This window comes from Mycobacterium saskatchewanense, from assembly GCF_010729105.1.
Classification (GTDB): Bacteria; Actinomycetota; Actinomycetes; order Mycobacteriales; family Mycobacteriaceae; genus Mycobacterium; species Mycobacterium saskatchewanense.
This window is the reverse complement of record NZ_AP022573.1, coordinates 597,717-623,641: the sequence shown is the minus strand read 5'-3', so window position 1 is coordinate 623,641 and position 25,925 is coordinate 597,717. Positions and strand designations below refer to the sequence as shown.

At 68.8% G+C, this 25,925-nt stretch carries 23 protein-coding genes and 4 pseudogenes; 9 read left to right on the top strand and 18 right to left on the bottom strand.

All coding sequences use genetic code 11. From position 1 onward, the window contains the following. The first annotated feature begins 43 nt into the window (after positions 1-43). Positions 44-889 carry a DMT family transporter gene (locus tag G6N56_RS02775; protein WP_085256792.1) on the top strand — a complete coding sequence of 282 codons (846 nt, stop codon included), beginning with the start codon at positions 44-46 and terminating at the stop codon, positions 887-889. A gap of 77 nt (positions 890-966) precedes the next feature. After that, positions 967-1,262, top strand: a pseudogene (locus tag G6N56_RS02770) (acyl-CoA synthetase); the annotation flags it as partial. An 8-nt stretch (positions 1,263-1,270) separates the two neighbouring features. Here G6N56_RS02770 and G6N56_RS02765 read toward each other — a convergent pair. From G6N56_RS02765 to G6N56_RS02750, 4 genes and pseudogenes are all read right to left on the bottom strand, one after another. Then, entirely contained in the window at positions 1,271-2,872 is a 1,602-nt protein-coding gene (locus G6N56_RS02765; protein ID WP_085256793.1) for a flavin-containing monooxygenase, read from the bottom strand. Next, positions 2,869-3,825, bottom strand: a complete 957-nt coding sequence (locus G6N56_RS02760; RefSeq protein WP_085256794.1) for an alpha/beta hydrolase — start codon at positions 3,823-3,825, stop codon at positions 2,869-2,871. Before G6N56_RS02760 ends, G6N56_RS02765 begins: the two co-directional genes overlap by 4 nt. 35 nt (positions 3,826-3,860) lie before the next feature. Next, positions 3,861-4,028: pseudogene (locus tag G6N56_RS28740) on the bottom strand (Zn-ribbon domain-containing OB-fold protein); the annotation flags it as partial. Positions 4,029-4,137: 109 nt separating this feature from the next. Further along, a complete protein-coding gene (locus G6N56_RS02750) occupies positions 4,138-4,836 on the bottom strand; it encodes a tetratricopeptide repeat protein (protein WP_085256796.1) in 699 nt (232 codons plus the stop codon). Between the two features lie 200 nt (positions 4,837-5,036). Here G6N56_RS02750 and G6N56_RS28390 point away from each other — a divergent pair, with 200 nt between their 5' ends. Then, positions 5,037-5,201 carry a hypothetical protein gene (locus G6N56_RS28390; protein WP_169717534.1) on the top strand — a complete coding sequence of 55 codons (165 nt, stop codon included), beginning with the start codon at positions 5,037-5,039 and terminating at the stop codon, positions 5,199-5,201. A 6-nt stretch (positions 5,202-5,207) separates the two neighbouring features. Here G6N56_RS28390 and G6N56_RS02745 read toward each other — a convergent pair whose 3' ends face one another. Both G6N56_RS02745 and G6N56_RS02740 read right to left on the bottom strand, forming a co-directional pair. After that, on the bottom strand, positions 5,208-7,862 hold the full coding sequence (locus tag G6N56_RS02745) for an FHA domain-containing protein (protein WP_408632658.1): 2,655 nt from the start codon (positions 7,860-7,862) through the stop codon (positions 5,208-5,210). Positions 7,863-8,042: 180 nt separating this feature from the next. Next, entirely contained in the window at positions 8,043-9,071 is a 1,029-nt protein-coding gene (locus G6N56_RS02740) for an alpha/beta hydrolase (protein WP_085256798.1), read from the bottom strand. A 151-nt stretch (positions 9,072-9,222) separates the two neighbouring features. On the opposite strand from G6N56_RS02740, the gene G6N56_RS02735 reads away from it, so the two are divergent. Further along, the gene (locus tag G6N56_RS02735) at positions 9,223-10,065 is read left to right on the top strand and encodes an SDR family NAD(P)-dependent oxidoreductase (RefSeq protein WP_085256799.1); all 843 of its coding nucleotides are present in this window, start codon (positions 9,223-9,225) and stop codon (positions 10,063-10,065) included. 4 nt (positions 10,066-10,069) lie between these two features. On the opposite strand, the gene G6N56_RS02730 is transcribed toward G6N56_RS02735, so the two are convergent. The 7 genes and pseudogenes from G6N56_RS02730 to G6N56_RS02700 form a co-directional block, all read right to left on the bottom strand. Next, complete coding sequence (locus G6N56_RS02730; protein ID WP_085256800.1) at positions 10,070-10,573, bottom strand: isoprenylcysteine carboxyl methyltransferase family protein; 504 nt, start codon at positions 10,571-10,573, stop codon at positions 10,070-10,072. A gap of 9 nt (positions 10,574-10,582) precedes the next feature. Continuing rightward, on the bottom strand, positions 10,583-11,689 hold the full coding sequence (locus G6N56_RS02725; protein WP_085256801.1) for a type III polyketide synthase: 1,107 nt from the start codon (positions 11,687-11,689) through the stop codon (positions 10,583-10,585). Between the two features lie 94 nt (positions 11,690-11,783). Beyond that, positions 11,784-12,164, bottom strand: a complete 381-nt coding sequence (locus tag G6N56_RS02720) for a hypothetical protein (protein ID WP_142280691.1) — start codon at positions 12,162-12,164, stop codon at positions 11,784-11,786. A gap of 181 nt (positions 12,165-12,345) precedes the next feature. Further along, positions 12,346-12,633: pseudogene (locus tag G6N56_RS02715) on the bottom strand (molybdopterin-dependent oxidoreductase); the annotation flags it as partial. Positions 12,634-12,658: 25 nt separating this feature from the next. Then, positions 12,659-12,748, bottom strand: a pseudogene (locus tag G6N56_RS28735) (PPOX class F420-dependent enzyme); the annotation flags it as partial. 93 nt (positions 12,749-12,841) lie between these two features. Next, complete coding sequence (mbp1, locus tag G6N56_RS02705; RefSeq protein ID WP_085256803.1) at positions 12,842-13,078, bottom strand: microaggregate-binding protein 1; 237 nt, start codon at positions 13,076-13,078, stop codon at positions 12,842-12,844. Between the two features lie 97 nt (positions 13,079-13,175). Continuing rightward, positions 13,176-13,994 (bottom strand): transglutaminase-like domain-containing protein, encoded by an 819-nt coding sequence (locus tag G6N56_RS02700; protein WP_085256804.1) that lies wholly within the window; start codon positions 13,992-13,994, stop codon positions 13,176-13,178. A 134-nt stretch (positions 13,995-14,128) separates the two neighbouring features. On the opposite strand from G6N56_RS02700, the gene G6N56_RS02695 reads away from it, so the two are divergent. From G6N56_RS02695 to G6N56_RS02675, 5 genes are all read left to right on the top strand, one after another. Then, a complete protein-coding gene (locus G6N56_RS02695; protein ID WP_085256805.1) occupies positions 14,129-14,578 on the top strand; it encodes a DoxX family protein in 450 nt (149 codons plus the stop codon). A gap of 183 nt (positions 14,579-14,761) precedes the next feature. Next, positions 14,762-16,147, top strand: a complete 1,386-nt coding sequence (locus G6N56_RS02690) for a WS/DGAT/MGAT family O-acyltransferase (RefSeq protein WP_085256806.1) — start codon at positions 14,762-14,764, stop codon at positions 16,145-16,147. A 113-nt stretch (positions 16,148-16,260) separates the two neighbouring features. Beyond that, on the top strand, positions 16,261-17,124 hold the full coding sequence (locus tag G6N56_RS02685) for an alpha/beta fold hydrolase (RefSeq protein ID WP_142280692.1): 864 nt from the start codon (positions 16,261-16,263) through the stop codon (positions 17,122-17,124). Positions 17,125-17,412: 288 nt separating this feature from the next. Further along, a complete protein-coding gene (locus tag G6N56_RS02680; protein WP_085256807.1) occupies positions 17,413-18,597 on the top strand; it encodes an acyl-CoA dehydrogenase family protein in 1,185 nt (394 codons plus the stop codon). An 11-nt stretch (positions 18,598-18,608) separates the two neighbouring features. Further along, positions 18,609-19,517: a VOC family protein gene (locus tag G6N56_RS02675; protein WP_085256808.1), complete on the top strand. Its 909-nt coding sequence runs from the start codon at positions 18,609-18,611 to the stop codon at positions 19,515-19,517. Positions 19,518-19,604: 87 nt separating this feature from the next. On the opposite strand, the gene G6N56_RS02670 is transcribed toward G6N56_RS02675, so the two are convergent. The 5 genes from G6N56_RS02670 to G6N56_RS02650 form a co-directional block, all read right to left on the bottom strand. Next, entirely contained in the window at positions 19,605-21,746 is a 2,142-nt protein-coding gene (locus G6N56_RS02670) for an FUSC family protein (RefSeq protein ID WP_232069197.1), read from the bottom strand. 38 nt (positions 21,747-21,784) lie between these two features. Next, positions 21,785-22,612 carry a formate dehydrogenase accessory sulfurtransferase FdhD gene (gene fdhD / locus G6N56_RS02665; RefSeq protein WP_085256810.1) on the bottom strand — a complete coding sequence of 276 codons (828 nt, stop codon included), beginning with the start codon at positions 22,610-22,612 and terminating at the stop codon, positions 21,785-21,787. Between the two features lie 64 nt (positions 22,613-22,676). Next, the gene (locus tag G6N56_RS02660; protein WP_142280693.1) at positions 22,677-23,486 is read right to left on the bottom strand and encodes an adenine nucleotide alpha hydrolase family protein; all 810 of its coding nucleotides are present in this window, start codon (positions 23,484-23,486) and stop codon (positions 22,677-22,679) included. Positions 23,487-23,492: 6 nt separating this feature from the next. Further along, the gene (locus tag G6N56_RS02655) at positions 23,493-24,500 is read right to left on the bottom strand and encodes a cytochrome d ubiquinol oxidase subunit II (RefSeq protein ID WP_085256812.1); all 1,008 of its coding nucleotides are present in this window, start codon (positions 24,498-24,500) and stop codon (positions 23,493-23,495) included. Next, a complete protein-coding gene (locus tag G6N56_RS02650; protein ID WP_232069196.1) occupies positions 24,500-25,924 on the bottom strand; it encodes a cytochrome ubiquinol oxidase subunit I in 1,425 nt (474 codons plus the stop codon). Before G6N56_RS02650 ends, G6N56_RS02655 begins: the two co-directional genes overlap by 1 nt. Between the last annotated feature and the right edge of the window lies 1 nt (position 25,925).

Below are 25,925 nucleotides of genomic sequence, written 5' to 3'. Positions count from 1 at the left end.
CCAGTTTTTCGCTGGTCGCCGGGCCGCGACCTATTGTCGGTATGTGCTGGTCGGCTTCTTCCTCGCGCTGGGATGCTCGGTGTGTTACGGCGCCGCGTCCGTCTTGCAGGCCGCGGCGACACGATCGGTCGAGGCGGGCAGCGGCTCGGGCGTCGACACGGTGCTGCTGATGCGCGCCGCCCGGCAATGGCGGTACGTGGCCGGTGTCGGTCTTGACGGCGTCGGCTTTGCGTTGCAGGTGGCGGCGCTACGCCTGGTGCCGATCTACGTCGTTGCGGCGGCGTTGGCGGCCTCGATCGCGGTCACCGGCGTCGTCGCCGCCTGGATGCTGTCGGCCCGGCTGACGCCGGCCGAGTGGACGGCCGTGGGCGTGGTCTGTACCAGCCTCGTCGTCCTCGCCCTCGCCGCGGGCCCAGGGCATTTTCGGCGGGCGCCGGCGGGACTGGGCTGGGCGCTGTTGGGCGTGGTGGCCGTCATTTTCGTCGCCGGTGCTGCCGCGGGCCGGCTGCCGGACCGGCCCCGCGCGCTCGCGCTGGGCCTGGGCGCCGGAAGCGGGTTCGGCGTGGTCGAGATCGGCGTGCGACTGCTCGAGGTGATCGACCCCACCAAGCGGTCCTTTTACACCACCCCCGCCCTGTACGCGGCGGCCGCGGGCGGGGCCGCGGGCTTCCTGTTGCTCACCTCGGCCCTGCATCGCGGGTCGGTGACCACGGCCGTCGCCGGGATGGTCGTCGGCGAGACGATCGCGCCCGCCTTCGTCGGGGTGGTGTGGCTCGGGGATCGGGCGCGCGACGGCCTCGGCTGGCTCGTCGTGCTCGGATTCGTCGTCGCGGTGGCGGCGACCCTGGTGCTGGCGCGTTTTGGCGAAGCCCCTCAACCGGAAGCCTGAACCGCGCGCCGGTACGTGGTGCCGCGCGCCCGCTTGAGGATCTTGTTGGTCGCCGTCGCCGGCAGCTCGTCGTTGATGCGCACGGGATCGCGATCGTGTGCGGCGCCAGCCTGATCGTCCAGTACGACATCACGGCCGACGAAGTCCGCTACCCGTCGCTGTTCCATTCCAACGGAATTGCCGCCGACTGGCCGCCATCGGCAGCGGTGCCGCCATGGCCCCGGCCCGGTTCTCGCCGTCCCGCTTCCTCGACGACGTGCGACGGCACCGCGTGACGTACCTGAACTACGTGGACAAGCCGCTGGCGCTCATCCTGTCCACACCCGAGCGGCCCGACGACGCGGACAAAACCCCGCGGGTGGCGATCGTGAACGGTTTCGATTATCGCGTCGTCAGAACCAGCCCGGCGTAGCCTTGCCGTGCCACCTCGTCGCAGTGGCGCCGGTAGGTGCCGAACCCGCCGGCGTAGGGCATGAAGGTCCGCTTCTTGCCTTCGATGTTGGCGCCCAGGTACCACGACGAGGCCGCCTTGAGGTACAGCGTCCGTTCGGCCGCCTGCGCGACATGGTCGGTCCAAGCCTGGGCGGCGTCGCGGCGCGGTTCCACCTCCGTCACCCCCCGGCGCCGGGCGGTCAGCATCAGTTCCATCACCCAGTCGACCTGTACCTCGGCGTGCAGCACCATGTTGGCCAGCACCGACGGGCTGCCGGGGCCGCTGATGGTGAACATGTTCGGCAGGCCGGGCACCATCAGCCCGAGGAAGGTCAGGGGGCCGTCGGCCCAGATGTCGCGCAGCCGCGCTCCCCCGGGCCCCTCGGGATCGATCCGCGTCAGCGCGCCGGTCAGCGCGTCGAACCCGGTGGCGAAGATGAGCACTTCGCACGGGTAGGTCGCGGCGCTGGTTCGCACGCCGTCGGCGGTGATCGCCTCGATGGGCTCGCGGCGCAGGTTGACCAGCCGCACGTTGTCGCGATTGAAGGTGGCGTAATAGCCTGCGTCGGTACAGATTCGCTTCGTGCCGATCGGATGGTCGACGGGAATGAGGTCGGCGGCGACGGCGGGGTCGTCGACGATCTCGCGGATGCGTTCCTCGGCGAACTCCCGGGCGATGTGGTTGGCGGCGAGGTCGGAATTCTGGTCGGGGAACGTCTTGGCGAACAGCACGCCGCCCTCGCGCCAGCGCCGCCACAGCGCATCGTCGCGCTCCTGCGGTTCGGTGTCGACCGCCTTCTTGTGATAGGTGCCGTGCGGTGTGCCCGACGTCGCGTAGGCCGAGGCGCGGCGGCGCTCGGGATACCGCTCCTGGATCTCTCGCTGCTCCTCGGGCGTCCAGGGGCGGTTGGGCATCGGGATGCTGTAGTTCGGCGAGCGTTGGAACACCACCAGGGCGTCCGCCTGGGCGGCGACGATCGGAACGGCTTGGATGCCAGACGATCCGGTGCCGATCAGGCCGACCCGCTTGCCGCGCAGGTCGGGTTCCTCGCGGGGCCACTCGGCGGTGAAGTACACCTCGCCGGCGAAGTCGTCGGCGCCGCCGATGGCGGGGCGATTGACCACGGACAGGCAACCCGTCGCGCAGATCAGGAACTGGGCGGCGTGGGTCCGGCCGTCCCCGGTGCGCACCCGCCACCGGCCGCGGTCGAAGGCGGCGCCGACGACGTCGACCCCGAACCGGTAATGGCGCCGCAGGTCGAACCGGTCGGCGACGTGGCGCAGGTAGGCGAGAATCTCGGCTTGGGCGGCGAAGCGTTCGGTCCATGTCCAGGTCTGCTGGAGTTCTTCGTCGAAAGAGTAGGAGTAGTCGACGCTCTCGACGTCGCACCGCGCGCCCGGGTACCGGTTCCAGTACCAGGTGCCGCCGACGTCGGGCGCGGCCTCGACGCCGATCACCGACAGTCCGGCGGACGCGGCCCGGTGCACCGCGTAAAGCCCGGCGAAGCCCGCGCCGATCACGATCACGTCGGCATCGGTCGGGGCTGTCATGGCGCCTCGCAGCGGGTCGGCTCCAGCAGGGCCCGCAGGTCCGCGTAGATCAGGTCGCGCGCCGAGGCCGCCGGCGGGAAGGACGCGATGGTGAGGAAACCGTGGAACAAGCCGGGGAAATCGCGGTGCACCACGGGAACGCCCGCGTCGCGCAGCCGGCGGGCGTAATCACAGCCCTCGCTGTGCAGGGGATCCAGGCCCGCGGTGACGATGACGGCCGGCGGCAGGTCCGCGTGTGACGCCGCGCGTGCCGGCGCGACCAGGTGCTGGTCGAAAGATGTTTTGCCGGAGAGGTATTGGCGCCAGTACCACCGCATGGCGGCGGCGGTGAGGAAGTAGCCGGTGCCGCAGTTCCGGTAGCTGTCGGTGTCGAAGGTGGGGTCGATCACCGGATAGATGAGGAGTTGCGCGGCGGGCCCGGCGACGCCGTGTTCGCGGCAGAGGATCGCGGTGACCGCGGCGAGGTTGCCGCCGGCGCTGTCTCCGGCGACGGCGGTGCGCGCCGGGTCGATGCCGAGCTCGGCGGCGTGGTCGGTCACCCACCGGAACGCGGCGCGGGCGTCCAGCGCGGCCGCCGGCGCGGGGTGCTCGGGTGCGAGGCGGTAGCCGACGGACACGACGACTGCGTCGGTACCGCGGGCCAGGGCGCGACAGAAGCCGTCGTGGGATTCGATGTCGCACAGCACGAACCCGCCGCCGTGGTAGAAGACGATCCCGGGCCGGTCGCGGCCGGCCTCGCCGTGCGGGTGGTAGACCCGCACCGGGATGGCCCCCTCGGGGCCCGGCACCGCGGCGTCGACGGTGCCGCGGACGTCGTCGGCGTTCGTGACCGGCACGCGGCGCTGGGCCACCGCGGCCCGGGCCTGCGCGCCGGTCATCGTCTCGATGCGCGGGAAGCCGGCATCGAGCTCGCGCAACAACGCCCGGACGGCGCCACCAATCGGGTCGTCCACGTCGTCCACGGCGGCCTCCGTCGGGTGCGTCGTTGCGGCCGGTACCTCAGCAGGGTGATTCCCGCGTCCGGCAGATCGTAGAACACCGGCGCCACCCGCATTCCGATCCGGATGTCGGTCGGATCGACGCCGACCAACTCGGTGCTGACCTTCGGACCCGCATCCCACCGCAGCACGGCGAGGAGCCGAGGGGTGGCGTCGGCCCTTCGGAGTCCGCGCCCTCAACGGCAGTTGCCTCCTCGGGCCAAACGTGCTGGCGATTTGTCGACTGCTTTGCCGGCCCCGTCTGGTTCGCCTATGTGACATAACCGGCTACTCGCCGGCCCAATCCGCGTGCTGTCCCCAGAGAGTGCACAAGTGCCGAGCGGTGAGGGTCTGCTCGTGCTCGGGCCCGAAGACCTTGCCCAACAACGGGACCAGCGTCGCCGCCTCTTCGGCGGCCGCGCGGGTGTCGCCGGCTTCACCGCGCCACGTTGCCAGCGCCAACCGACTCGCGAGTGTGTCCGGATGGTCGCGCCCCACGAGCCGCGCGCGCGACTCCACGACCTGTCCCATCTCGTCGACCGCGCCGACGATGTCACCTGCCCGCCGCCGCCAGATCGCCACGTTATGGCGCGCGCCCATTGTCAGTGCGTGCCCTGGGCCCAGGGTGCGTTGCTCGTCGGCGAACAACCGAAACCAGGTGGCCGCGGTTGCGGCGGGGTCCCCCTCACCTCCGGGCGAGCTCGCCAGCAGGTGGCGCGCGGTCACCGTGTCGGGATGGTCGCGCCCCAACTCGGCCTCCAAAAGCGGCACCAGCCAAGCCAATTCGTCGGCCGCCGCAACCACGTCGCCGAGGTGTTGTCGCCAGTTGGCAGCCGCGAGGGCCAGCGCCAGGCTGTCGGGATGGCGTGGCCCCAATGTCTGGCGGCTCTCGTCGAGGAGTTCCTCAGCGATGGCCAGCGCGCCGGCCAGATCGCCGGCCTCGCGACGCTCGGTCATCTGTTCGCGCAGCGCCGCGTTCGAGGCCATACCCCGATGAAAGGCCAGCGCGGCCCGCAAGGCAACTCACCCTCGAGGTCCACGGGGACGCCGGAACTGTAAATATGCTGTCAAACTCCCGTTAAATGACTCCCGCACCGTCGCCAACGGATGGGGGGACTGCGAAGATTTTGCCATCGACTGGCCGAGAGGTCGGGCGTCGTGTTCAGCCAAGAGCATCGGGAGACGTCATGGCAACCATCGAGACACGCCTACGCCAGCATCTGCGCGACTGCGCCATCGAGTTGCGGCAGCTGGCGTACACCATGCCCAACGGCGTGGGAGAGCACGGTCTGCTCCAGTTGTCGGACCGCATGCGCGCCGCCGCCGACGAGGCGATGCGCAAGGGAGCCTGACGGGGGTCAGCCGCCCTTGAGGCGGATCTTCCAACGCACGAATCCGAGATAGACGACGCTGAGCACCAGCAGCATCCCGACGTCGAACCACCAGGCGCCGGCGGTGTGACGCCAATGGGAGTCCTTCGGATTCACCGGGCCCGGCACCAACATCGTGAGATCGGCGGTGGACGCCGATGCGGCAAAACCCCATCGCGCCGGGGTGGCCCAGGACATCTGGTCGAGCCCGAGCCGGTTGGTGACGGGGATCATCCCGCCGGAGAACACCAGCTGCGACATCACCGCCACCACCAGCAGCGGCATGATCTGTTCGTTGGACCGGGCGATCGCCGACAGCACCAGCCCCAGCATCGCCGACGTGACGCAGGTCAGCGCGACGTCGGCGAACAGCTCCAGCGCCGGGCTGCCCAGCGCCACGGCGCCCTGGGTGGGTGCGCCCTTGCCGAGCACCGCGATCACCGTCACGATCGCCGACTGCACGACCGCGAAGATCGTGTAGACACACACCTTGGCCAGCAGGTACGCCGACGTGGACAGGCCGACCGCCTGTTCGCGCAGGAAGATGGGGCGCTCACCGATCAGGTCGCGGATGGTCAACGCCGTGCCCATGAAGACGGCGCCGACGTTGAGCAGCACCAGGATCTGCCCGGGCTCGTTCGGCGCGTCCCCCAGGGGGTTGGGGATCCCGAATCCGGCGTCCCCAGGCACCGACATCGACAGCGACCCCATGATGAACGGCAACACCGCGAGGAAGACGAAGTAACCGCGGTCCGAGACGATCAGCCGCACCTGCCGGCGCGCGATCGTGGAGAACTGCCGCAGCAGGCTGGTGTGGGACGGGTCGCCCAGGTCGGCGGGCGCTTCCGCCGGTGGTGGCGGCGGGGGCGGGCCGGTGCGCGCCAGGTACCGTGCCTTCGCCCCGTCGGGGTCGTTGGCCACCGTGCTGAAGATGTCGGCCCAGTTGGTCGTGCCCATCGCCGGGCCGATCTGGCTCGGTGGCCCGCAGAACGCGGTCTTGCCGCCCGGCGCCAGCAGCAGAACCTGGTCGCAGACGTCCAGGTAGGTCAGTGAGTGGGTGACCACGAGCACCACGCGGCCGGCGTCGGCCAGCTGCCGCAGCATGGTCATCACCTGCCGGTCCAGCGCCGGGTCCAGCCCGGAGGTCGGCTCGTCGAGGATCAGCAGCGACGGCCCGGTCAGCAGCTCGAGAGCCACCGACGCGCGCTTGCGCTGACCGCCCGACAGCTTGTCGACGCGGGTGTGCAGGTGCTGCGTCATCTCGAGTTCCTCGAGCACCCGGGCCACCACCTGCTCGCGGTCTTCCTTGGTGGTGTCCGGCGGCAGCCGCAGTTCGGCGGCGTACATCAGCGCCTGCTGCACCGTCAGCTGGCCGTGCACCACGTCGTCCTGCGGCACCATCCCAATCCTGCTGCGCAGCGACGCGTACTCGGCGTGGACGTTGTGGCCCTCGAACGACACCGTGCCCTTGGTCGGGTGGGTGTAACCGGCGACCAACCGGGCGAACGTCGACTTCCCGGCGCCCGACGGGCCGATGACCGCGGTCAGCGTGCCCGGTTGCGCGCCGAGCGAGATGTCGTCCAGCAGGACCTTGTTGTTCTCGATGGTCCATGTCACCCCGCGCACGTCGAGGCCGCCGGTGCGCGTCGCCGTCGCGCTCTCGTCGCGCCGCGCCAGCGTGCCGCCGGCGAAGACCAGGTCGATGTTGCCGATGGTGACGACGTCGCCGTCGCGCAGCACGGCCGACTCGACGCGCTGGCCGTTGACGAAGGTTCCGTTGATGCTGCGGTTGTCGTGGATCTCGGTGCCGTGTGCCGTCGGGACGAGCGTGGCGTGGTGGCGCGACGCCAGCACTTCGGGGATGACGATGTCGTTGTCGTTGGCCCGGCCGATCTTGATCGCGCCCGGCGCCGACTCCGCCGCCTTGCCCGGGCGCAGGATCTTCATCATCGACGTGGCGATGTTCGACGAGTCCCCGGAGACGCGGCCCGTCTCCGGTTCGTGCGGGATCGGCGGCACGTGCGCCGGTGGCGCCCGGTAGATCTGTGGCGCGTGCTGGGGTCCGCTGGGCGGGCCGGTGGGATGGCCTCCGGTCGGGTAGTGCGGCTGCGGCCCGGACGGCGGGGCCGGCGCCTGGCCGGTGGGCGGATGGCCCACGTGCGGCGCGCCCGGGTGCGAGGGCTGGCGGAATGACGCGGTGGACGGCTGCGGAGGCTGGGCCGGCCAGTGCGCGCCGGGCTGGGGCTGCCCGTGCGGCACCTGAGCACTCGGTCCGCTGGGCGGATTGAGGATCGGGATCGACGTCGTCAACGGGGGCCGCCCCGCGACGCCCTGGTGTCGGCCGACCTCGAACGTCACCGCGGGACCGTCCGGGTTGCCGATGTTGACCCGCAGGCCGTCCTGGATCTCGACGACCGGCACGCGCCGGTTGTTGACATACAGCCCGTTGAGGCTTCCGTTGTCGATCGCGATCCAGCGCCCCTGGTCGAAGCGCACGATGAGGTGCGTCCGGGAGATCAGCGGGTGCGCGACACGAACGTCCGCACGAAGATCACGCCCGATGACGACGTCGTTGCCCGCAGCGAAAGTCCTCTCCGATCCCTCGTACCGGACGGTCAGCACAGGGGGGGCTGGTCGGCTCACGAGGAGTAACTGTATCGGCCGCACCGCGATATGGGCGGCATGTCGCCCGGGCGAGTGGCATCGCCGGCAACGGGTAGCCTGCGGCCCTCGAGACCCCGCGAACAGACGCAAAATCGCATGAAACCTTGCAATCTGATGCGATTCTGCGTCTGCTCGCGCAGTCCGGGAGGCGTCAGCAAGCTACCCCGCCGCGGCGGCGAGTTGCCGCGGGGCCCGCCCGGCCGCTGCGGTCACCTGCTTGATGAAGTCGCCGATGTACCGGATCGCGCGACGTCCCTCGGGCAAAACGTCGGCGGCCAACGGGAAGTCGTGGATCTGCTTGTCCCAGAGGTGAAGCTCGCAGCGCACGCCGCTGGCCTCCAGCCGTTGCGCCATCAGCTCGGCGTCGGGCAGCAGCAGTTCGTCGGAGCTGGCGTGGATGGTCACCGGCGGCAACGCCGAAAGGTCGGCGTCGACGGGCGAGACGACGCGGCGCTCGGTGCCCTCGCCCGGAAGGTGCACTTTGCTGAGGTACTGCGCGAACATCGACAACGCCCCGCGGGTGAACATCGAGCACTTGCGCGCGTTGCGGTGCCTCAGCTTTCGGGCGGGATCGGCGTCGGTGAACGGCGAGATGGTGGCGACGCCGGCCGGCCTGGCAACCCCGTTGCGGATGGCGGCCAACGTGGTCATGAATGCCAGGTATCCCCCGGCCGAGTCCCCGGCGACGACGATCTGGTCACCGTCGTAGCCGAGGTCCTGCAGCCAGCGAATCCCGCTCAGGCCGTCTTCGATCGCGTCCGCGATCTGGTGAGTCGGCAGCTTGCGATATCCGACTGTGAGCACCGCGGCGTCCGCTGCGTGCGACAGGCGGGTCACCATCGACCGGTGGGTGTTGAGGCCGCATGTCAGGAAGGCGCCGCCGTGTAGGTAAAGCACGGCGCGTTGCGTCGACGCGCCGGATGCGCGGACCCATTCGGCGGCACAGTTATCCAGCCGCACCGGCTCTATTTTCGCAGAGGAGCCAATCCGCGGGAACAATCCCGCGAACTTGTCGACGTGCTGCAAATACCAATGCAAATCAGGTTGCAGGGCCCACGCGCGCACCGCATTCTTGACGATCAACCGGCTGGCCAGCGCCACCGCGACCGACTGCGGACTGTGGCGATGGTGAATGCGCCGGCTCATTGCCTGGCTGGGCAATACCCGCATTGGGTCAGTTGTCACCATTGGCATCAGCTCCTAAGTGCGAAGCGGATACCCACTCCCGCGGCCCAAAAACGGCGGGTTAATCCGCGGGGCGACCGACAACGTCACGTTTTGCGGCCGCAAGAAATGGGTACCGCCGACCGGCGCCCGGCGGTGGCCCAAGATATGAGGCATGGAAGAGCCGGGAACCGATCAGCTGCTCGTCGACCGGGTTGCGGTGGTGACGGGCGGCGGGGGCGGCATCGGCGCGGCGACCGCGCGGCTGTTTGCCCGGCATGGCGCGCGGGTGGTGATCGCGGACATCGATCCCGAGCTGGCTCGGCGGACGGCCGGGGAGATCACGGCGGCCGGGGGGTCGGCCCGGGCCCTGGTCACCGACGTTCGGGACTCCGACCGGGTGGCGGACATGGCGCGATCGGTGCTGGACCGCCACGGCCGCATCGACGTGCTGGTTAACAACGTGGGCCACTGGCTCCGCCATCCGGGCCACTTCGTCGATACCGACCCCCAGCTGTGGGAGGAGCTGTACCGGATCAACCTGCACCACGTCTTCCTGGTGACCCGCGCTTTCCTTCCCGCGATGATCGATCGACGCGCCGGGGCCATCGTCAACGTCTCGTCGGTCGAGGGGCTGCGTGGTTATCCCGAGGACCCGGTCTATGCGGCGTTCAAGGCGGCCGTCATCCACTTCACCCGCAGCCTGGCCGTCCAGGTCGGCCGCGATGGCGTGCGGGTCAATGCGATCGGACCCGACGTCACCGAATCCCTGCAGGTGCCGTACTCGAGGTGGCTGTCGCCCGAGGAGCAGGCGCAGTGGCCGCAATGGGTGCCGGTCGGCCGGATGGGCCTGCCCGAGGACCAGGCGCGCGTGATCCTCTTCCTGGCCTCCGACCTGTCGGGGTTCGTCACCGGCCACACCATCCCCACCGACGGCGGCACCGGCGCGGCGGGCGGGTGGTTCCGCTCGTCGCGCCGGGCCGACCGGGAATGGACGAATCGACCGATCGCCCCCTGACGCCTCAGGCGTACCCGAGCGCGGCGTTCTCGGCGCGGATCCGCACCGACAGCACCGACGCATTGGCCAGGCTGAAGACGATCGCCGTGAGCCAGGCCGAGTGAACCAGCGGGAGCGCCGTCACCTCCGCCGCGACCGCGGTGTAATTGGGGTGCCGAACCCATCGGTACAGCCCGTCGCGCACCAACGGCGCACCCGGTATGACGATGAGGCGCGGGTTCCAGTGCCTGCCCAGGACGCGGACGCACCGCCAACGGACGGCGGTACTCAGCGCCACGACGGCGAGCATCGGCCAACCCAGCCACGGAACGAACGGCCGGTGCAGGGCCCACACTTCTACGACGCACGAAACCAGCAGCAGCGCGTGCATACTGACCATCACCGGGTAATGGTCACGTCCGAATTCCTTGCCGCCGTGAGCGATCGACCACTTGGCGTTCCGCTGGGCGACCACCAGCTCGACGAGACGTTCCGCGGCAATAGCGAGAATGAACAGGTAGTAGTACATGGTCTCACCTCACCACTGCAGTAAGAGTAGCTCGAAGCTGAAGCCCGGACCCATCGCCAGCATGACCCCGAGGGATCCTTCCGGCGGCGGTTCTGCGACCGTTCGGCGCAGCACATCGAGCACGGACGCCGACGAGACGTTGCCGTTGTCCCGCATGGAGTTTCGGCTGTGCACCAGTGCCTCGGGAGACAGACCCAGCGCGTTCTCGATCGCATCGAGCACCTTCGGGCCGCCGGGGTGGCACACCCACGACGAGATGTCGCCGATCGACAACCCGTGGTCGGCCAGGAAGTTGTCGACCTCGGAGCGCAGGTAATCTTCGGCCATTTTCGGGACGTCGCGCGACATGACGAGCCGGAACCCGCTGGAGCCGACGTTCCAGCCCATCACGTCGACGGTCTCCGGGATCAGGCGACTGCGCGTCGCGAACACTCGAGGTCCCCGAATTCCCTTGTCGCTCAGATCGGTCCGATCAGCACCCGCGGCGACCACTGCGGCGGCGCCGTCCCCGAACAGCGACACACCGATGAGCGCGGGAATGGACGTGTCGCCGCGCTGCAGCGTCAGTGAGCACAACTCGACGGACAGCAGCACGGCAACATCCCCCGGGTAGCCGCGCAGGTAGTCGTGGACGCGCGCCATCCCCGCGGCGCCCGCGACGCATCCGAGCCCGAAGAGCGGGACTCGCTTGACGTCCGGCCGCAGCCCCACCCGCGATATCAGCCGCGCATCGATGGTCGGCACGGCTACCCCGGTGCTCGAGACCATCACGATGGTGTCGACCTCGTGAGGCTCGACGCCCGCGGAGGCCAGTGCCGAAACTATCGCCTGCTCACCGAGGTCGACGGCGACCTCGAGGTAGGCGTCGTTCGCCTCCGTGAACCCCGACAGTTCCGGGTAGCGCGACAGCGGCAGCGCCAGGCTGCGGTGATCGACGCCCGTGGTGTGGGCGAAGCGCATGAATCCCGGTTCGGCGATGGCTGTCAGTTCACGCGCCACCTGTTCCTGGTCGTACCGGTGCGGTGTGAAGGCGACCGCCGCTCCGGCGATGTGAGGTGCGCCGCGGCCGTAGTGGGCCGCCCGCACCGGGGATCTGGAATACGTTGTTTGAGTCATGCCTTTGCCGACGAGGCGCTCGCCCCGGCGGTTCAGCCGAGGCTTCGCAGGGTGAGGCACTGCACACTTCGTAGCGGCGGGGAAACAAACGTGGTCAGCCGCCGGGCACCGACAGTGTGGCCTGTTGTTCGGTCAACAGACCCTGCTGCTCGGCCTGCCGGGCCTCCTGATTGGCCAATTCCTCTTGCTGCTCGGCTTCTTGCATCTGCTGCAGCGCCTGCTGCTGCTGCAGCAGCCGGGCTTCGTCGTCGTCGCCATTGGCGGCAAAACCGCCGCCGCCGAACGGCGTCCGCGCGAAGTCGGCCAGGCGCACCGGGGCGGCAGCGCTTCCCGTGTCGCCGGCGGGAGCGTGGTTGCCGACCGCGAGGACCGCCAAGGTCACCGATGCCGCCACGAAAAGTGTTCGCGTCAAACGTCGTTCAGGGCTGCGCAGGCCGGGAATTTCTCGTGCGCGGGAAACGGTATGCGTTGCCATCCACCAGTTGTGCGCCCCGCAGTTAGCAGCAGGCTCGACGGCGGTTATCGATCCGCTGTGAATCGCGGCGTTCAGGCGCTGGGCGCGACCCGGAACCGGGCGCGGTCGTCGATGACCGTTACCGGGATGCCGTTGAGCGCCCCGTTGCCGCAGGGCTCATCGAGGAACGTCGGCGGTGAGACCCGGACCTACCCAGCAGCACGCCCGCGCACCGGGCCAACGAAAACGAGTGTGCGAGTGGGTTACCCGTGTGGGCGGCGACCGAGCCGATCCCGTATTTCTCGATGACCGGCGTCAGCAGTTCGGTGCAGCGGCGAAACGCGGCGTCCCAGCCGACCTCCCGCGATTCCCCGTCGGCCTTGATCATCGGGCGGCGCATGCGATCCGGGTCGTCGTGCAGAGCGCCCAGGGACACGCCTTTGGGGCGGAGGCGGCCGCGGCTTCAGACGTCGTCGCGGTCGTCCCGGATCCCGGTTACCCGGCCGGCATCGGCCCACCTGGGGGCTGCCGTCGGGGTTGAGCATCACCAGGGTGGCGTCGAAACCCGTACCGATGAGCTCGCGGGCTGCGTCGTTGAGCTTCATGGACGTTTGGACGGCATCACACGGCGATTCATTTCCCGGTCGCGACACCGCGGTGGCCCGGTCACGGCCGTGACCGGGCCACCGCGCGGAAAGCTAGTCCTGTTCGGCCTTCTGGCGTGCCTCGTTCACGTCGGCCGCTTTGCGGGCGGCCTCGGCCTCGGCTTCCTTCTGTCCGGCTTCGCGTTTCGCGTCGGCCTTGTCCTGCTGGGCTTGGCCTTCACGCAACAGGTCCTCGTTGCCGGTCACCGCCCCGGCGACCTCCTTGACCTTGCCCTTCGCGCCCTCGACGAGGCCTTCGACGGCTTCCTGGGGACCACTCTTGTCGGACATCCTTCTCCTCCGTGTCAGTGGGTGTTGCCCCCGATATTCCCCGTCGCGGGCACCGGCGAAACTCCGTCGGCCAGTAGCCTGCGCCACAGTCGCGCGGCTACCGCAGGCTCACGAGCTGGTCGATTGAGTCCCGCGGCAGCTCACCGTCCACGATCGCCGTAACCGTCATGCTCTTCAGCGTGATGGCGCCCCTGTGGTTGTCCAGGAACGCGGTGTCGGCCGCGTCGCGTCCGGTGGCGATCCGGACCATGGATTGCCGCGGCGCGAGGCAGGTGGCGTCGACGACGCGCCACGAACCGTCGACGAACGCCTCCGCCACCGCGTGGAAGTCCATCGGCTGGCATCCGGGCGCGTAGACCGCCACCAGCCGGGCGGGGACATTGAGCGCGCGAAGCATGGCGATCACCAGATGGGCGTAGTCCCGGCAGACCCCGGAGCCGGCCAGCAGTGTGTCCGTGGCGCCGTCGATCGGATCACTGGACCCCGGAACGTAATTCAGGCGGGTGCCCACCCACGACGACACCTTCTCGAGGAGCGTCCTGGACGCGCCGTACTCCCGGAATTCGGTGGCGGCGAAACCGAAGAACTTGTCCGCTTCCGCGTACCGGCTCGGGCGCAGGTACGTGATCAGGTCGATGTCAGTCACCGGTGCCGGTTCGGCCTCCCCGACCACGGTGGCCGCATACGACAGGGTCACGGTGCCCTCGTCGGCCTGCAGCGTGTGAATTCGTGTCCCGTGTTCGCCGAGGATTTCCCGCGGCTCGATCTCCTTGCCGTTCAGGCGGATTGCCAACGACTCACGGAGATCGACGCCCGGCTGGCGGGCCACGGTGACCTGGAAATCCAGCGTTGTCGGTGCCTCGATGTCGACCTCGATCTCCGCGCCGATCTCACGTCTGAGGTGCCCTGCGCTGATACCCGCCCCCTACGCCCGGTCGGGCGCCGCCGGCCCTGACATACCTTGTCATCCAACACGAGATACCGCCGGCACGCAGGGCGAGCCGATCGGGCACCCGTGATCGCGCAACCCCGAACTGAGGAGGACCGACGATGGATGCATCCCCGGCGCCCGAGGACACCGACCGCGCCGTGGCCTATCTGCTGTTGCGGCTGACGATCGGCGCCAGCCTGTTCGGGCATGGCCTGGTCCGGCTGCCGAAGCTGGGCACGTTCCACGCGCAGCTGATGGGCGAGTTCAAGGCGTCCATCGTGCCCGCTTTTCTGGTCTCCGGGTGCGGGTACGCGCTGCCGTTCGTCGAGTTACTCACCGGCGTACTGCTGGTTGCCGGCGCGCTGACGCGTCCGGCCGCCGTCGCTGGCGGCCTGGTGATGATCGTCCTGGTGCTCGGCGCGACGTCGATCGAGCACTTCAACGTGATCGGCGAACAGCTCCTCCACGCGTTCGCACTCACCGGTGTGGTCGCGTTCCGTAGTCACAACAGATACTCGCTGGACCGCTTGCTCACCGACCTGAGGTCGCGGGAAGTCTCGGGAAGGTGAACAACGGAGGCGATTTCGCTTAATGTCCCGGCGAAATGTTTGCCGTGGTCCGCTCAACGGCTACAGATAGAAAGCACACCTTTGCGATTGCGGTTGGCCCTGATCGTGTCCGCCCTCGTGGCCTGGGACTGACCGTCGGTCAGGTGACCAGCGGTCATCGTCGCACAATCGAGACGAGCGGATATGCAACGACTCAGCGGACTAGACGCGTTCTTCTTATATCTGGAATCTCCGACGCAACCGTTGAACGTTTGCTGTGTCCTCGAGCTCGACCCCGGCACCGTGCCAGGCGGCTACACGTTCGACCGGTTCCGCGAGGCGCTGGCGGGACGGGCGGACGCGGTGCCCGAATTCCGCCTCAAGCTGGCCGACACCCAGCTGAACCTCGACCATCCGGTCTGGGTCGACGACGAACGATTCGACCTCGCCCGTCATCTCCACCGGGTGGCCCTGCCGGCACCGGGTGGCCCGCGGGAGTTAGCGGAGATCTGCGGGCACGTCGCGGGGCTGGCGCTGGATCGCGATCGTCCGCTGTGGGAAATGTGGGTGATCGAGGGCCTGCATGGCAACGGCGCGCTGTCGGTGATCCTCAAGGCGCACCACGCGGTGGTCGACGGTGTGGGCGGGGCGAATCTGTTGGCACAGTTGAGCAGCACCCTGCCCGACGCCCCGCCGCCGAAACCGGCGACCCGCGCGGGTTCGGCGCATCCGCTCCAGATCGCCGCATCTGGGTTGATCGGCGCCATGCTGCGCCCCTGGCGCCTGGCCAAGGTCGTGCCGGCGACCGCGCTGACGTTGGCGGAGACGGTCCTTCGCGCGCGCGGCGGGCACACGATGGCGGCCCCGTTCGCCGCGCCGCCGACCGCGTTCAACGGCCCGTTCACCCGGCACCGCAACGTCGCGCTGGCGACGCTCGACCTGGATGAGCTCAAGGCCGTCAAGAAGAGGTTCGGGGTCACCGTCAACGACGCGGTGACCGCGCTCTGCGCTGGGGCGTTACGGCAGTTCTTCCTGGATCGGGGCGAACTCCCGGGCAGCCCGATGGTGGCCAGCGTGCCGGTGTCGGTGCGGGGAAGATCTGATCGACCGGGCCGCAACCAGACCACCTGGATGCTGTGCCGGCTCGAAACGCATATCGACGAGCCGGCCCAGCGGTTGTGCCGCATCGCCGAGGGAAACGCCGCGGCCAAAGCGCACGCCGCCGCCATGGGACCGACCCTGCTGCAGGATTGGACGCAGATCGCCGGGCAGACCATGTTCGGCGCCGCGATGAGGCTGCTGCCGCGAATCCCCCTGTCGGACAAGCCGCCGCACAACCTGGTGCTGTCGAATGTCCCCGGTCCACAGGAGCAGCTGTACTTCCTGGGCTGCCGGATCGACGCCATGTATCCCCTCGGTCCGATCATCGCCGGCGCCGGGCTCAACGTCACCGTCATGTCGCTCAACGGCCGGCTGGGCATCGGCATCACCTCGTGCCCGGACCTGGTGCCCGAGCTGTGGGAGCTGGCCGACGCGTTCCCCAGGGCGCTCAAGGAGCTGCTCAACTGCGACCCGCCGGATAGCCCGTGAAACGGGCCAAAGGTACTGTCCGGTAAGGCTTGTCGGCGTCGGGCGGCAGCCGGGTACGCCATCTTGCGGACCGGTGCTCCCGCTCGCCGCGCCCGCGTGGCAGGGTGACAGGCGTGACACACACTCCTGTCGGCGAACCGGACCTGCGTGGAATCGAGACCCCGAAGGGCGCTCTGCGCTACTACGACTGCGGCTCGGACAAGGATCCGGTCGTCCTGTTTCTACACGGCTCCGGCCCAGGGGTGGCCGGGTGGCGCAACTTTCGCGGGATACTTCCCGCATTTGCTGAGCGATACCGGTGCCTGATCCTGGAATTCCCCGGCTTCGGTGTCAGCGACGACTTCGGTGGTCATCCCATGGTCGATGCGTTCGGCGCCGTGATGCCGCTGCTCGACGCCCTGGGCGTGGCGAAGGCACACATCGTCGGCAACTCAATGGGTGGCGGCGTCGGCATCAACTTCGGCATCCGCAATCCCGACCGCGTCGACCGCTTGGTCACCATCGGCGGCATCGGGACCAACATCTTCAGCCCCAGCCCCAGCGAGGGCATCCGACTGCTGCAGGAATTCGTCGAGGACCCTACGCGGCAACGGCTGATCGACTGGCTCAAGTCGATGGTCTATGACCAGGCGCTGGTCACCGACGAACTCGTCGAGGAGCGGTGGCGGTCGGCGAGCGACCCGAACACGCTGGCCGCCGCGCGCCGCATGTACGGCAAGGCGGCGTTCGCCGCCATGAACGCGGCGATGTCCGCGTCCGACCGCCCGCTGCCGTGGGCGGTGATGCACAAGCTGGCGGCGCCCACCCTGCTGACGTGGGGCCGCGACGACAGGGTGAGCCCGCCGGACATGGCGCTGATCCCGATGCGCACCATCCCCAACGCGGAACTCCACGTGTTCCCGAACTCTGGGCACTGGGCAATGATCGAGGCCAAGGCGGCGTTCGAGAGCGCCGTGCTGGCCTTCCTGTCGCGCTAGCGGTGATCGCGAGCGCGGCGAAGCCGGGTGAGGCGGGTCGCCGCCATGGGGTAAGCGGTGATCGCGAGCGCGGCGAAGCCGGGTGAGGCGGGTCGCCGCCATGGGGTAAGCGGTGTGCTGAGCCTCGAGATCTACGCCACCGCGCAAAAGTGCGAGACGCGGTCGCGGACACGTCGATTTGGGCGAACGGGTCAACCCGATGACGGATCCACTCACCCGAACGCCTTCTGGTCAGGCACCGACTGCGGTACACCATTAGTACGCCGACAGAAGGTAGAGGACGGCAGCATGAGTGAGCGGGTTATTGACCGGGTCTCGGCGATGGCCGACCAGTTGCGTGAGCAGGCCGCCGATGCCGAACGGCTCGGCCGCCTCACCGACGAAACCGTGAAGCTGATGAAGGCGGCCGGGCTGATCCGGCTGTTGCAACCGAAGAAATACCAGGGGTTCGAGGTCCATCCCCGCGACTTCGCCGAGACGGTGATGGCCACGGCCGCGCTGGATCCGGCCGCGGGTTGGATCGTCGGCGTGGTGGGCGTGCACCCCTACCAGCTGGCCTATGCGGATCCCAGGGTGGCCGCCGAAATCTGGGCCGACGACGTCGACACCTGGATGGCCTCTCCGTACGCGCCGCAGGGCGTGGCCAAGCCGGTCGACGGCGGTTATGTCTTCAACGGTCGCTGGCAGTTCAGTTCGGGCACCGACCACTGCGACTGGATCATCCTGGGCGCGATGCTCGGCGACGACAAGGGCATCCCGATCATGCCGCCGCAGATGCTGCACATGATCCTGCCCCGCAAGGACTACCAGATCGTCGAGGACTCGTGGAATGTGGTGGGGCTGCGCGGAACCGGCTCTAAGGACGTGATCGTGAAGGACGCCTTTGTCCCGGTCTACCGAACCATGGACGCGACCAAGGTGATGGACGGCACCGCTCAGCGCGAGGCCGGCATGACCGAGCCGTTGTACCTAATGCCGTGGTCGACGATGTTCCCGCTGGGCATCTCCGCGGCCACCATCGGCATCGCCGAGGGAGCGCTGGCCGCGCATCTGGACTATCAGCGCGAGCGCGTCGGCGCCACCGGGACCGCGATCAAGGACGACCCCTACGTCATGCACGCCATCGGCGAGGCGGCGGCCGACATCAACGCCGCCCGCCAGGAACTGCTGGCCAACGCCGACCGGATCTATGACATGGTCGCCGCCGGCCAGGAGGTGTCGTTCGCCGACCGCGCGGCCGGGCGACGTACCCAAGTCCGCGCGGTGTGGCGGGCGGTCGCGGCGGTCGACGAAATCTTCGCCCGCTCGGGGGGCAACGCGGCGCGGATGGACAAGCCGCTGCAACGCTACTGGCGCGATGTGCACGTCGGCCATCTGCACGCCATCCACGTCCCCGGCACCACCTACCACGCGTCGGCGCTCAGTTCGCTGGGCATCGACCCGCCCGAGGGCCCGCTGCGGGCACTGATTTAGGAGAACGAGACGTGAGCGACCTGAAAAGTCTTGGCTACGTCACCATATCGACCAACCATATCGACCGGTGGCGCCAATTCGCCTTCGGCGTCCTGGGATTCGCCGAAGGGAAGGGCCCCGACCCGACGGCGCTGTATCTGCGGATGGACGAGCGCCCGGCCCGCCTCGTCGTGGTGCCCGGCGACACCGAACGGGTCCTGACGGTCGGCTGGGAGGTGCGCGACCGCGCGGCGCTGCAGCGGGTGATGGCGGCCCTCGACGGAGCGGGAGTGGCGTTCAAGCAACTGTCGGCCGACGGGGCCGAGGCCCGCCGGGTCGAAGAGGTGATCACCTTCGAGGACCCGGGCGGCCACACGCTCGAGGTATTCCACGGTGCGGTGCTCGACCACAGCCCGGTGATCACCCCGTTCGGGGCCAGGTTCGTCACCGGTGCTCAGGGCATGGGTCATGTCGTCCTGCCGAGCACCGATCCCGACTTGTTGTTCGACTTCTACACCCAAGTTTTGGGGTTCCGGTCGCGCGGCGCGTTCCGGGTGCCGTTACCCAAGGAGTTTGGTCCGGTGCGGGTGCGCTTCCTCGGGATCAACCAGCGCCACCACAGCCTGGCGATCGTCCCGGCGGCGCACCAGCGTGATCCCCGCGTCGTGCACATCATGGTCGAGGTGGACAGTCTCGACGCGGTGGGCCAGGCCCTGGACCGCGTCAATGCCGAGGGGTTCCAGCTGTCATCCACGCTGGGCCGGCATACCAACGACAAGATGGTGTCGTTTTACGTCCGCGCGCCCGGCGACTGGGACATCGAATTCGGCACCGACGGCATGCGCGTCGACGAAACATATTACACCGCAGAGGAAATCACCGCCGACAGCTACTGGGGACATCAGTGGGTCGGCGAGATGCCGGCCGCCATGCGGCTGTGATTGCTCAGGGGTGTGTCAGATTGAGGTTTATGCCGCCTCGCAACGCTGTCCCTCTGGCGGCCCGTATCCCGAATCGCACGGGACAAGTCACGAATTCGCCGCATGCGTTGCCGCGGGATAGGTGAGTTCGAGTTCGCCCAAGTTGGCGGCGGCCGTGACCAAGGGCAGGACTGAGTCGACGGCGTCACCCCGGGTCTCCCCGGAGCGCAACGCCGGCACGAATTCGTCGATGATCGACCGCCGCGTCTGTTCCGATCCGTCGCGCAGTCTGGCCGACACGAGTCGGGCGTGGGTCTCCAGCACGGTCCGTGCGCGCAAGTACGCCGACCGTGGCTGGGCCGCTTGCAGTTCGGCTATCACGTCGGCGGTCATGCGCAGGTGCGTGATGCGGTTGGCCGCCTGCACCGCCGGGGTGCGCAGATTGGCTTCGCTGCCTGTTTCGGAAAGATATTGTCGGACAGCGTCGTCGACCGCCCGATCGGCGGCCATCGCGGTGTATGCGAGGACGTCGACCGGGTAATCGGGGACAGTCGGGGCGCCGCCGGTGACGTGCAGCACCGCGGCGTTCAGGTATCGGGCGTTGGCCTGAAGGGCCGTCCGGATCACCTCCGATATCGCCGCGGTCGCCCCTCGCGGCCACAGCAGGAGGGAGGCGACTATCCCCACCGTCGCCCCCAGGGCGACGTCCTCAATGCGCAGCAGCCCGATTCGCCACCCAGAGGGCGCAATGAGATTGAGGATGACCAGTGCGGTCATGGTGACCGCGGCTTGCCCCGCGGCGAACGACCGCTGCGGCAGGTAGGTCGCGCCGAACACCGAGACGGGGAGCAGGGACCACAGCATTCTGGGGTCCACCCCGAAGGCGGCGATGAGCGCACCCCCCACCGCGACGCCGACCGCCGTGCCGATCACGGCGCGGACCACTTTGGTGCCAGTGCTCAACGCACTGCTGCCGAGGACGATCATGGCGCCCATAACGACCCAGAAGCCGTGCTGGACGGGAAAGAGATGACTGACGGCCACCGCGAGCGCCAGGCCGACTCCGGTGCGAAAGCTGTTGCGTGCGGCCACCGACCGGGTCGCCAAGAAGGCGGTGGGAATGGCGGCGAGCGCCACCGGTTCGGGTAGGAGCCGTGCGCCGCTGGCCGTTTTCGGCATCCGCAGCCCGAGGGCGCGGGCCCACACCGGCCGTGCGTCGGCCGCGGCCGACGCCGCGACGACGGAGCCGGTGAGGGCGACTGCTGTGGTGATCGTTCGCCGGTTCAACACCTTGCGGCCGATCGCGACTGCGGTGGCGTCGTCGGTTTCGCCCAGGATCTGGGTCACCTCCACGCGGTAGCGGCCGCCCTCCAGGGAACGCAAGTCGGTGACCGCCCGGTCCAGCGCCGCGCGGTCGAGATCGCGCTGCGCGGGTGACGACCGGAGCAGGACTTTGGCGGAGCCTTCCAATACGGCGATGACGGGTTGCGTCATCGGCCCAAGCGCCGCGCAAGTGACGTCCGCGACGCGGTCGCGCATCAGTTGCAGGTTGTCGACGGCCCGTATGAGCGCCTGGCTGCCCGCCGTGAGTCCCGCCGGGCGCACATTGGTGGCAAGGTAATTGGCGTGCAGCGCGTCCATCGCGCCGATCACGTCGTTCACGGAGCCGTTGCCGCGCAGCCGAGCTGCCAGCGCGGCGCAGACTGCGGCCGCGTGATCGCGTAACCGTCCGCGGTGGCGCGCGGGCAGTAGGAACAACGCGGCCGGCACGCAGATCGCCAGTGCGATCGCCCACCCCAGTAGCCGCTGGCCGACCGGCCCCGTCGGCGTGGAGGCCGGCCACAGATAGAGCAGCAGGGTGGCGCGCTGTCCGGCGGAGACCGTCTCGCTCACAACCCCGGCCAGGGTGACCGCCGCCCCGAGGACGAAGGTCAATGCCACCGCGAGCCACGGGGCCGACGAGACGGCCGAACCCGCGGCGATCAACACGAACCCGTTGATTCCCAGCCCCAGGTATCCGACCGCGCGGTTTTGCCGGTTGCCGGGAAAGTCGGTGACGACCATCAACCAGAATGCGCCCAGCAGCGCATACAGCGGCGCCTCGGTCCCGCCCGCGGTCACCAGGCTCAGCGCCGGGGCGACGGGTACGGTGATGCCGGCGCGGGCGGCCCGGCGCAGCGTGTCGCGCTGCGCGTCTCGTTGGCAGGCTTGCTTTCCCGGTCGCTTGATCGGGCGCAGTGGCGATCCCACCGCCGTAACGGCAGGGCCGATTCGTGGCATTCCGGCCCCTATCCGATGACGCGGTCGGGTCGCGTGTAGACGTTCATGGATTCGCCGCGCAGGAACGCGACCAGGGTGACTTGGGCTTGGTCGGCGAGGTCGACCGCCAACGATGATGGCGCAGACACCGCCGCCAACACGGGTACGCCTGCCATCACGGATTTCTGGGTCAGTTCGAACGATGCCCGTCCGCTCACCAGCAACACCGCACCCCCGAGGGGAATCCGGTCGCGTTCGACTGCCCAACCGATCACCTTGTCCACCGCGTTGTGGCGGCCGATGTCCTCGCGGGCAACCAGCATGGTGCCGTCGGGTTCAAACAACGCCGCGCCGTGCAATCCGCCGGTGGCGGAGAACACCTTCTGCGCCGCCCGTAGTTGGCGCGGCATGGCGCAAAGAGCCGTCGCGGCCACACTCGGACCGGAGTCCGTGATCGGGTGGCGGCTGTTCAAGCGCACCGCGTCGAGGGACGCCTTGCCGCACACCCCGCACGACGACGTCGCGTAGAAGTTGCGGGTGATGTCGACGACGGGCGGTGGGACGTGTGCGGCCAGCGTCACGTCGAGCACGTTGTAAGTGTTGGAACGGTCGCCGGCCGCGCCACCGGCGCAGTAACGCACCGCCAGCACATCGTCGCGACGCGCTATGACGCCCTCGGTCAGCAAGAAGCCCTGCGCCAGTTCGATGTCCGCTCCCGGGGTTCGCATCGTCACCGTGACGGGCCGGCCGTCGATGCGGATTTCGAGGGGCTCCTCGACGACCAGCGTTTCGGCCCGGGAGGTGTCGGCCTCTGCGGTGAGCCGCCGCGCCAGGCAACGCGTCGTTATCCGGCCCATCAGAACGTCGCCCCACAGCCGCGGGACCCAGCGCCGCGGCGACGTGAATTCCGCACTCCCGCCCCTACTGCGTGTGGACGCGGGCTCGACGGGCCACAAGTACCGGGGCCCGTACGTATCTGAGCACCGCGCAGGTCAGCGGCCCGAGACGCAGGCCCGAAAACTCCTGCGCCGCACGGTCGCAGATCACGACCAGTTGCGCTGACCGGGAATACCCGCCCCATCGGCCTTCGTCGGACGCACGACGCGGCAACGAAAGTACGGGGACGTCGGGATAGCGGGCTCGGTGCGTTGCCAAACTTTCAGCGACGGCGTCTTCCGCCGGAAACGACGCACGCTCGGCCGGTCCGCTCGCGTTGTGGACGGTGATCAGGTCGACGCCGCGACGGGAGGCTTCCTGGAAACCGAGGTCGATCGCCACCTCGCAACTCGGGCAGGATTCGACGGCGACCAGCACGGGCAGATTCGGGCGCCACCGGTCGAGGTCGTGAACCACCAACACCGGGCAGCGGGCATGCTCCACCAGCCGGGCGGGGGCCGAGCGCAGCAAGCTGTCCGCGGCTTGGCGCTGAAAGCCCGCGCCCAGGATCAGAAGTTCGGAGCAGTTCGAAAGGCCGAGGAGCACCCAGATCACCAGGCCGTCGACGATTTCCAGATCGATGCGGCTGCTGCACTGTCCCTCGATAGCGTCCGCGGCCGCCACCAACGCCGCCGTTGCGACGTCCCGCCGCATTCCGGGCTTCCGGATGGCGACCAGCGTGAGGGTGACGTCGCGTAGCGACGCTTCGCGCGCCCCCCATTCGACTGCCGCCGGTGAGGACAGGGGGCCGTTGACGACGACGACGACACCTCGGGGATGCGTTGACACGTTCAACTCGGATCACCTCTTTTGTGGATCAGCCACGGCGCCGGGCGTCGCGGTGAGCCGAAACAGCGCCACCAACGCCGGCAGCACCAAAACGCCTGCGGCGCAGGCCACGGCGACGAGAACGCCGAGGGTGGCGCGCGGGGCGGCGGCATCCTGGATCGTCATGTGCGTCCCCAACAGGTACGGATACTGCGAAACCCCCCACCCGGCCACCACGGCCGCGACCGCCGCAGCAGCCGTCTCCCGCACGCCGACAAAGCGCTTGCGCGCCAGCATGCCGATCGCGGTGATGCCGCAGAGGGCGGCCAAAGTGACCACCGCCAGCCCCGCATGGGTGAGGCTGTGAAAGAGCCGCGGTGCATCGATCCGCAATACCGCAATACCGGCCATACCCACCGCGCCGGTTGCAGCGCCCGCGGCGATCCCCCGATGCCGGAAGTAGCCGGCCAACGTTTCGTCACCGCCGCGACGGGCCGCGACCGTCAAATAGGTGGCCGCCAAGAATCCGCATGCCAGCACCGCCAGTACACCCCCGAGTGCGCTGGAGGGATTGATCCAGCTCCCGACCGGATCACCGTAACCACCCGGTGGCACTCGCCCGGACGCCAGCGCGCCGGCGATCGCGCCGAAGCAATACGGGGTCAGGACCGACGATGCCGCGAAGACCACTCCGTAGAGCCGTTGTTCGGGGGTGAACATCGATTCCTTGCGGAAGGCGAATCCCGCGCCGCGCAGGACGATTCCCAGCGCCGCCACCATGAGCGGCAGATAGAGGGTGGTGGTGATGGCCGTGAAGGCGGTGGGAAACCCGCTCCACAACACGACGATGCAATAGATCAGCCAGATGTGGTTGGCTTCCCATACCGGCGCCACACAGGAGTCGATGAGGCCGCGGGGCGCTCGCCCGCGCTGTGCGCCGCCGGCGAGGAGATCCCAGAAGCCGGCGCCGAAGTCAGCGCCGCCGAGAACGGCGTAGGCGACGACACCGGCGAACAGCAACACCGCGACGAATCCCGCCATCAGGGCACCAACTCTTCGGTTCGGTTGTGGCCGAGGCGTTCCGGTCCGTAGGGCACGGTGATGCCCTCGTCGCCGTCGCGCTGCCAGCGTCGCGCCATCGATCGCAGGACCGCCACGGCGGCGGTCCCGACGGCGGCGTAGATCACCACCACTCCGCCGAACATGGGCCACAGGTTGCCGTGCCTGATCACCGCATCCCGCGTCAGCAGCACACCCACAACCGTCCAGGGCTGGCGCCCGACCTCGGTGACCACCCAGCCACTTTCCATCGAGACGATGGAGATGACGCCGCAGACGGATGCGGTACGCAGAAAACATCGGTTGGTGCTCAGACTAGTTCGGCGGCGCCACCACAGCCACGCGAACCAGACGGCCGAGCCCAGCAACAAGAACGTCGTGGCGACCATGGTGTCGAACGCCAGATGCACGACGTTGACCAGGTGATCCGGGGGCCGGACATCCACCGGAATCGCGTCGAGACCCTTGATGACCGTGGACGATCGGAATCCGGCCAACTGCGAGGCCATATCGGGAATCGGCACGCCGGCTTCGACTTTCCCGTCGGCCAGCACGCCGCCCAGCGTCTCCGGGACGTGGCTTGCGGTGGTCGGCAGCAACTCGATGGCCGCGAATTTGGCCGGCTCGTCGTTGTAGACGTGCCGGGCGATCATGTCGCCCAGCAGCACCTGCACCGGCAGGCTGCCGGCGGCCGTCACGAAGCCGATCAGCAGGCCCAGCTGGTGATAGCGCGTGCGGCGGCCGCGCAGAATTCCGGTGGCGTAGACACCGGCGACTACGAAGCCGGCGACGATATAGGCGGCCGTGAGCATGTGCAGGAATTCCAGCCAGAAGGCGTTGTTGAAGAAGACCAGCGCGGGGTCGACGGCGACGAGTTTGCCGTCGCGCATGGTGATCCCGCCCGGTCGGTTCATCCAGCCGTTGGCGGCTACGACGGCGGCGGCGCCGCCCGCGCTGGCGATCGAGACGACCACGCCGGAGGCGAAGTGCAGCCGGGTGCCCAGCCGGCCCCACCCGTAGATGTAGATGGACACGAAGATGGCCTCGAGGAAAAAGAACAGGCCCTCGATCGCGAACGGGAAGCCGAAGGCCGGGCCGTACTGCTTCATCAGGCCGGGCCACAGGATACCCATCTCGAACTGCAACACGGTTCCCGAGACGGCTCCGACCGCGAACAACACCGCGGCGACCTTCGACCAGCGTCGGGCGAGCAGCAGTGCCGCGCCGTCGTTGTGGCGTACGCCCCGATAGTGGGCGATCAGCATCAGCGTGGTCAACGCGACCCCAAATGGCACCAAGATGATGTGGAATCCAAGGGTGAAGGCCATCTGCTCGCGGGCGGGCAGCAGCTGCTGAGGGTCCCCGGCCGCGAACCACACGCGCGCGGCAAGACTGGGCGCTGTCACG

Coding starts and splice junctions, on each gene's coding strand:
- G6N56_RS02720 (WP_142280691.1), bottom strand. CDS start 12,164: ATGGCAACGCATACCGTTTCCCGCGCACGAGAAATTCCCGGCCTGCGC.
- G6N56_RS02735 (WP_085256799.1), top strand. CDS start 9,223: ATGGAAGAGCCGGGAACCGATCAGCTGCTCGTCGACCGGGTTGCGGTG.
- G6N56_RS02655 (WP_085256812.1), bottom strand. CDS start 24,500: ATGGCGGGATTCGTCGCGGTGTTGCTGTTCGCCGGTGTCGTCGCCTAC.
- G6N56_RS02695 (WP_085256805.1), top strand. CDS start 14,129: ATGGATGCATCCCCGGCGCCCGAGGACACCGACCGCGCCGTGGCCTAT.
- G6N56_RS28390 (WP_169717534.1), top strand. CDS start 5,037: ATGGCAACCATCGAGACACGCCTACGCCAGCATCTGCGCGACTGCGCC.
- G6N56_RS02680 (WP_085256807.1), top strand. CDS start 17,413: ATGAGTGAGCGGGTTATTGACCGGGTCTCGGCGATGGCCGACCAGTTG.
- fdhD (WP_085256810.1), bottom strand. CDS start 22,612: ATGGGCCGGATAACGACGCGTTGCCTGGCGCGGCGGCTCACCGCAGAG.
- mbp1 (WP_085256803.1), bottom strand. CDS start 13,078: ATGTCCGACAAGAGTGGTCCCCAGGAAGCCGTCGAAGGCCTCGTCGAG.
- G6N56_RS02750 (WP_085256796.1), bottom strand. CDS start 4,836: ATGGCCTCGAACGCGGCGCTGCGCGAACAGATGACCGAGCGTCGCGAG.
- G6N56_RS02740 (WP_085256798.1), bottom strand. CDS start 9,071: ATGGTGACAACTGACCCAATGCGGGTATTGCCCAGCCAGGCAATGAGC.
- G6N56_RS02725 (WP_085256801.1), bottom strand. CDS start 11,689: ATGACTCAAACAACGTATTCCAGATCCCCGGTGCGGGCGGCCCACTAC.
- G6N56_RS02690 (WP_085256806.1), top strand. CDS start 14,762: ATGCAACGACTCAGCGGACTAGACGCGTTCTTCTTATATCTGGAATCT.
- G6N56_RS02765 (WP_085256793.1), bottom strand. CDS start 2,872: ATGACAGCCCCGACCGATGCCGACGTGATCGTGATCGGCGCGGGCTTC.
- G6N56_RS02730 (WP_085256800.1), bottom strand. CDS start 10,573: ATGTACTACTACCTGTTCATTCTCGCTATTGCCGCGGAACGTCTCGTC.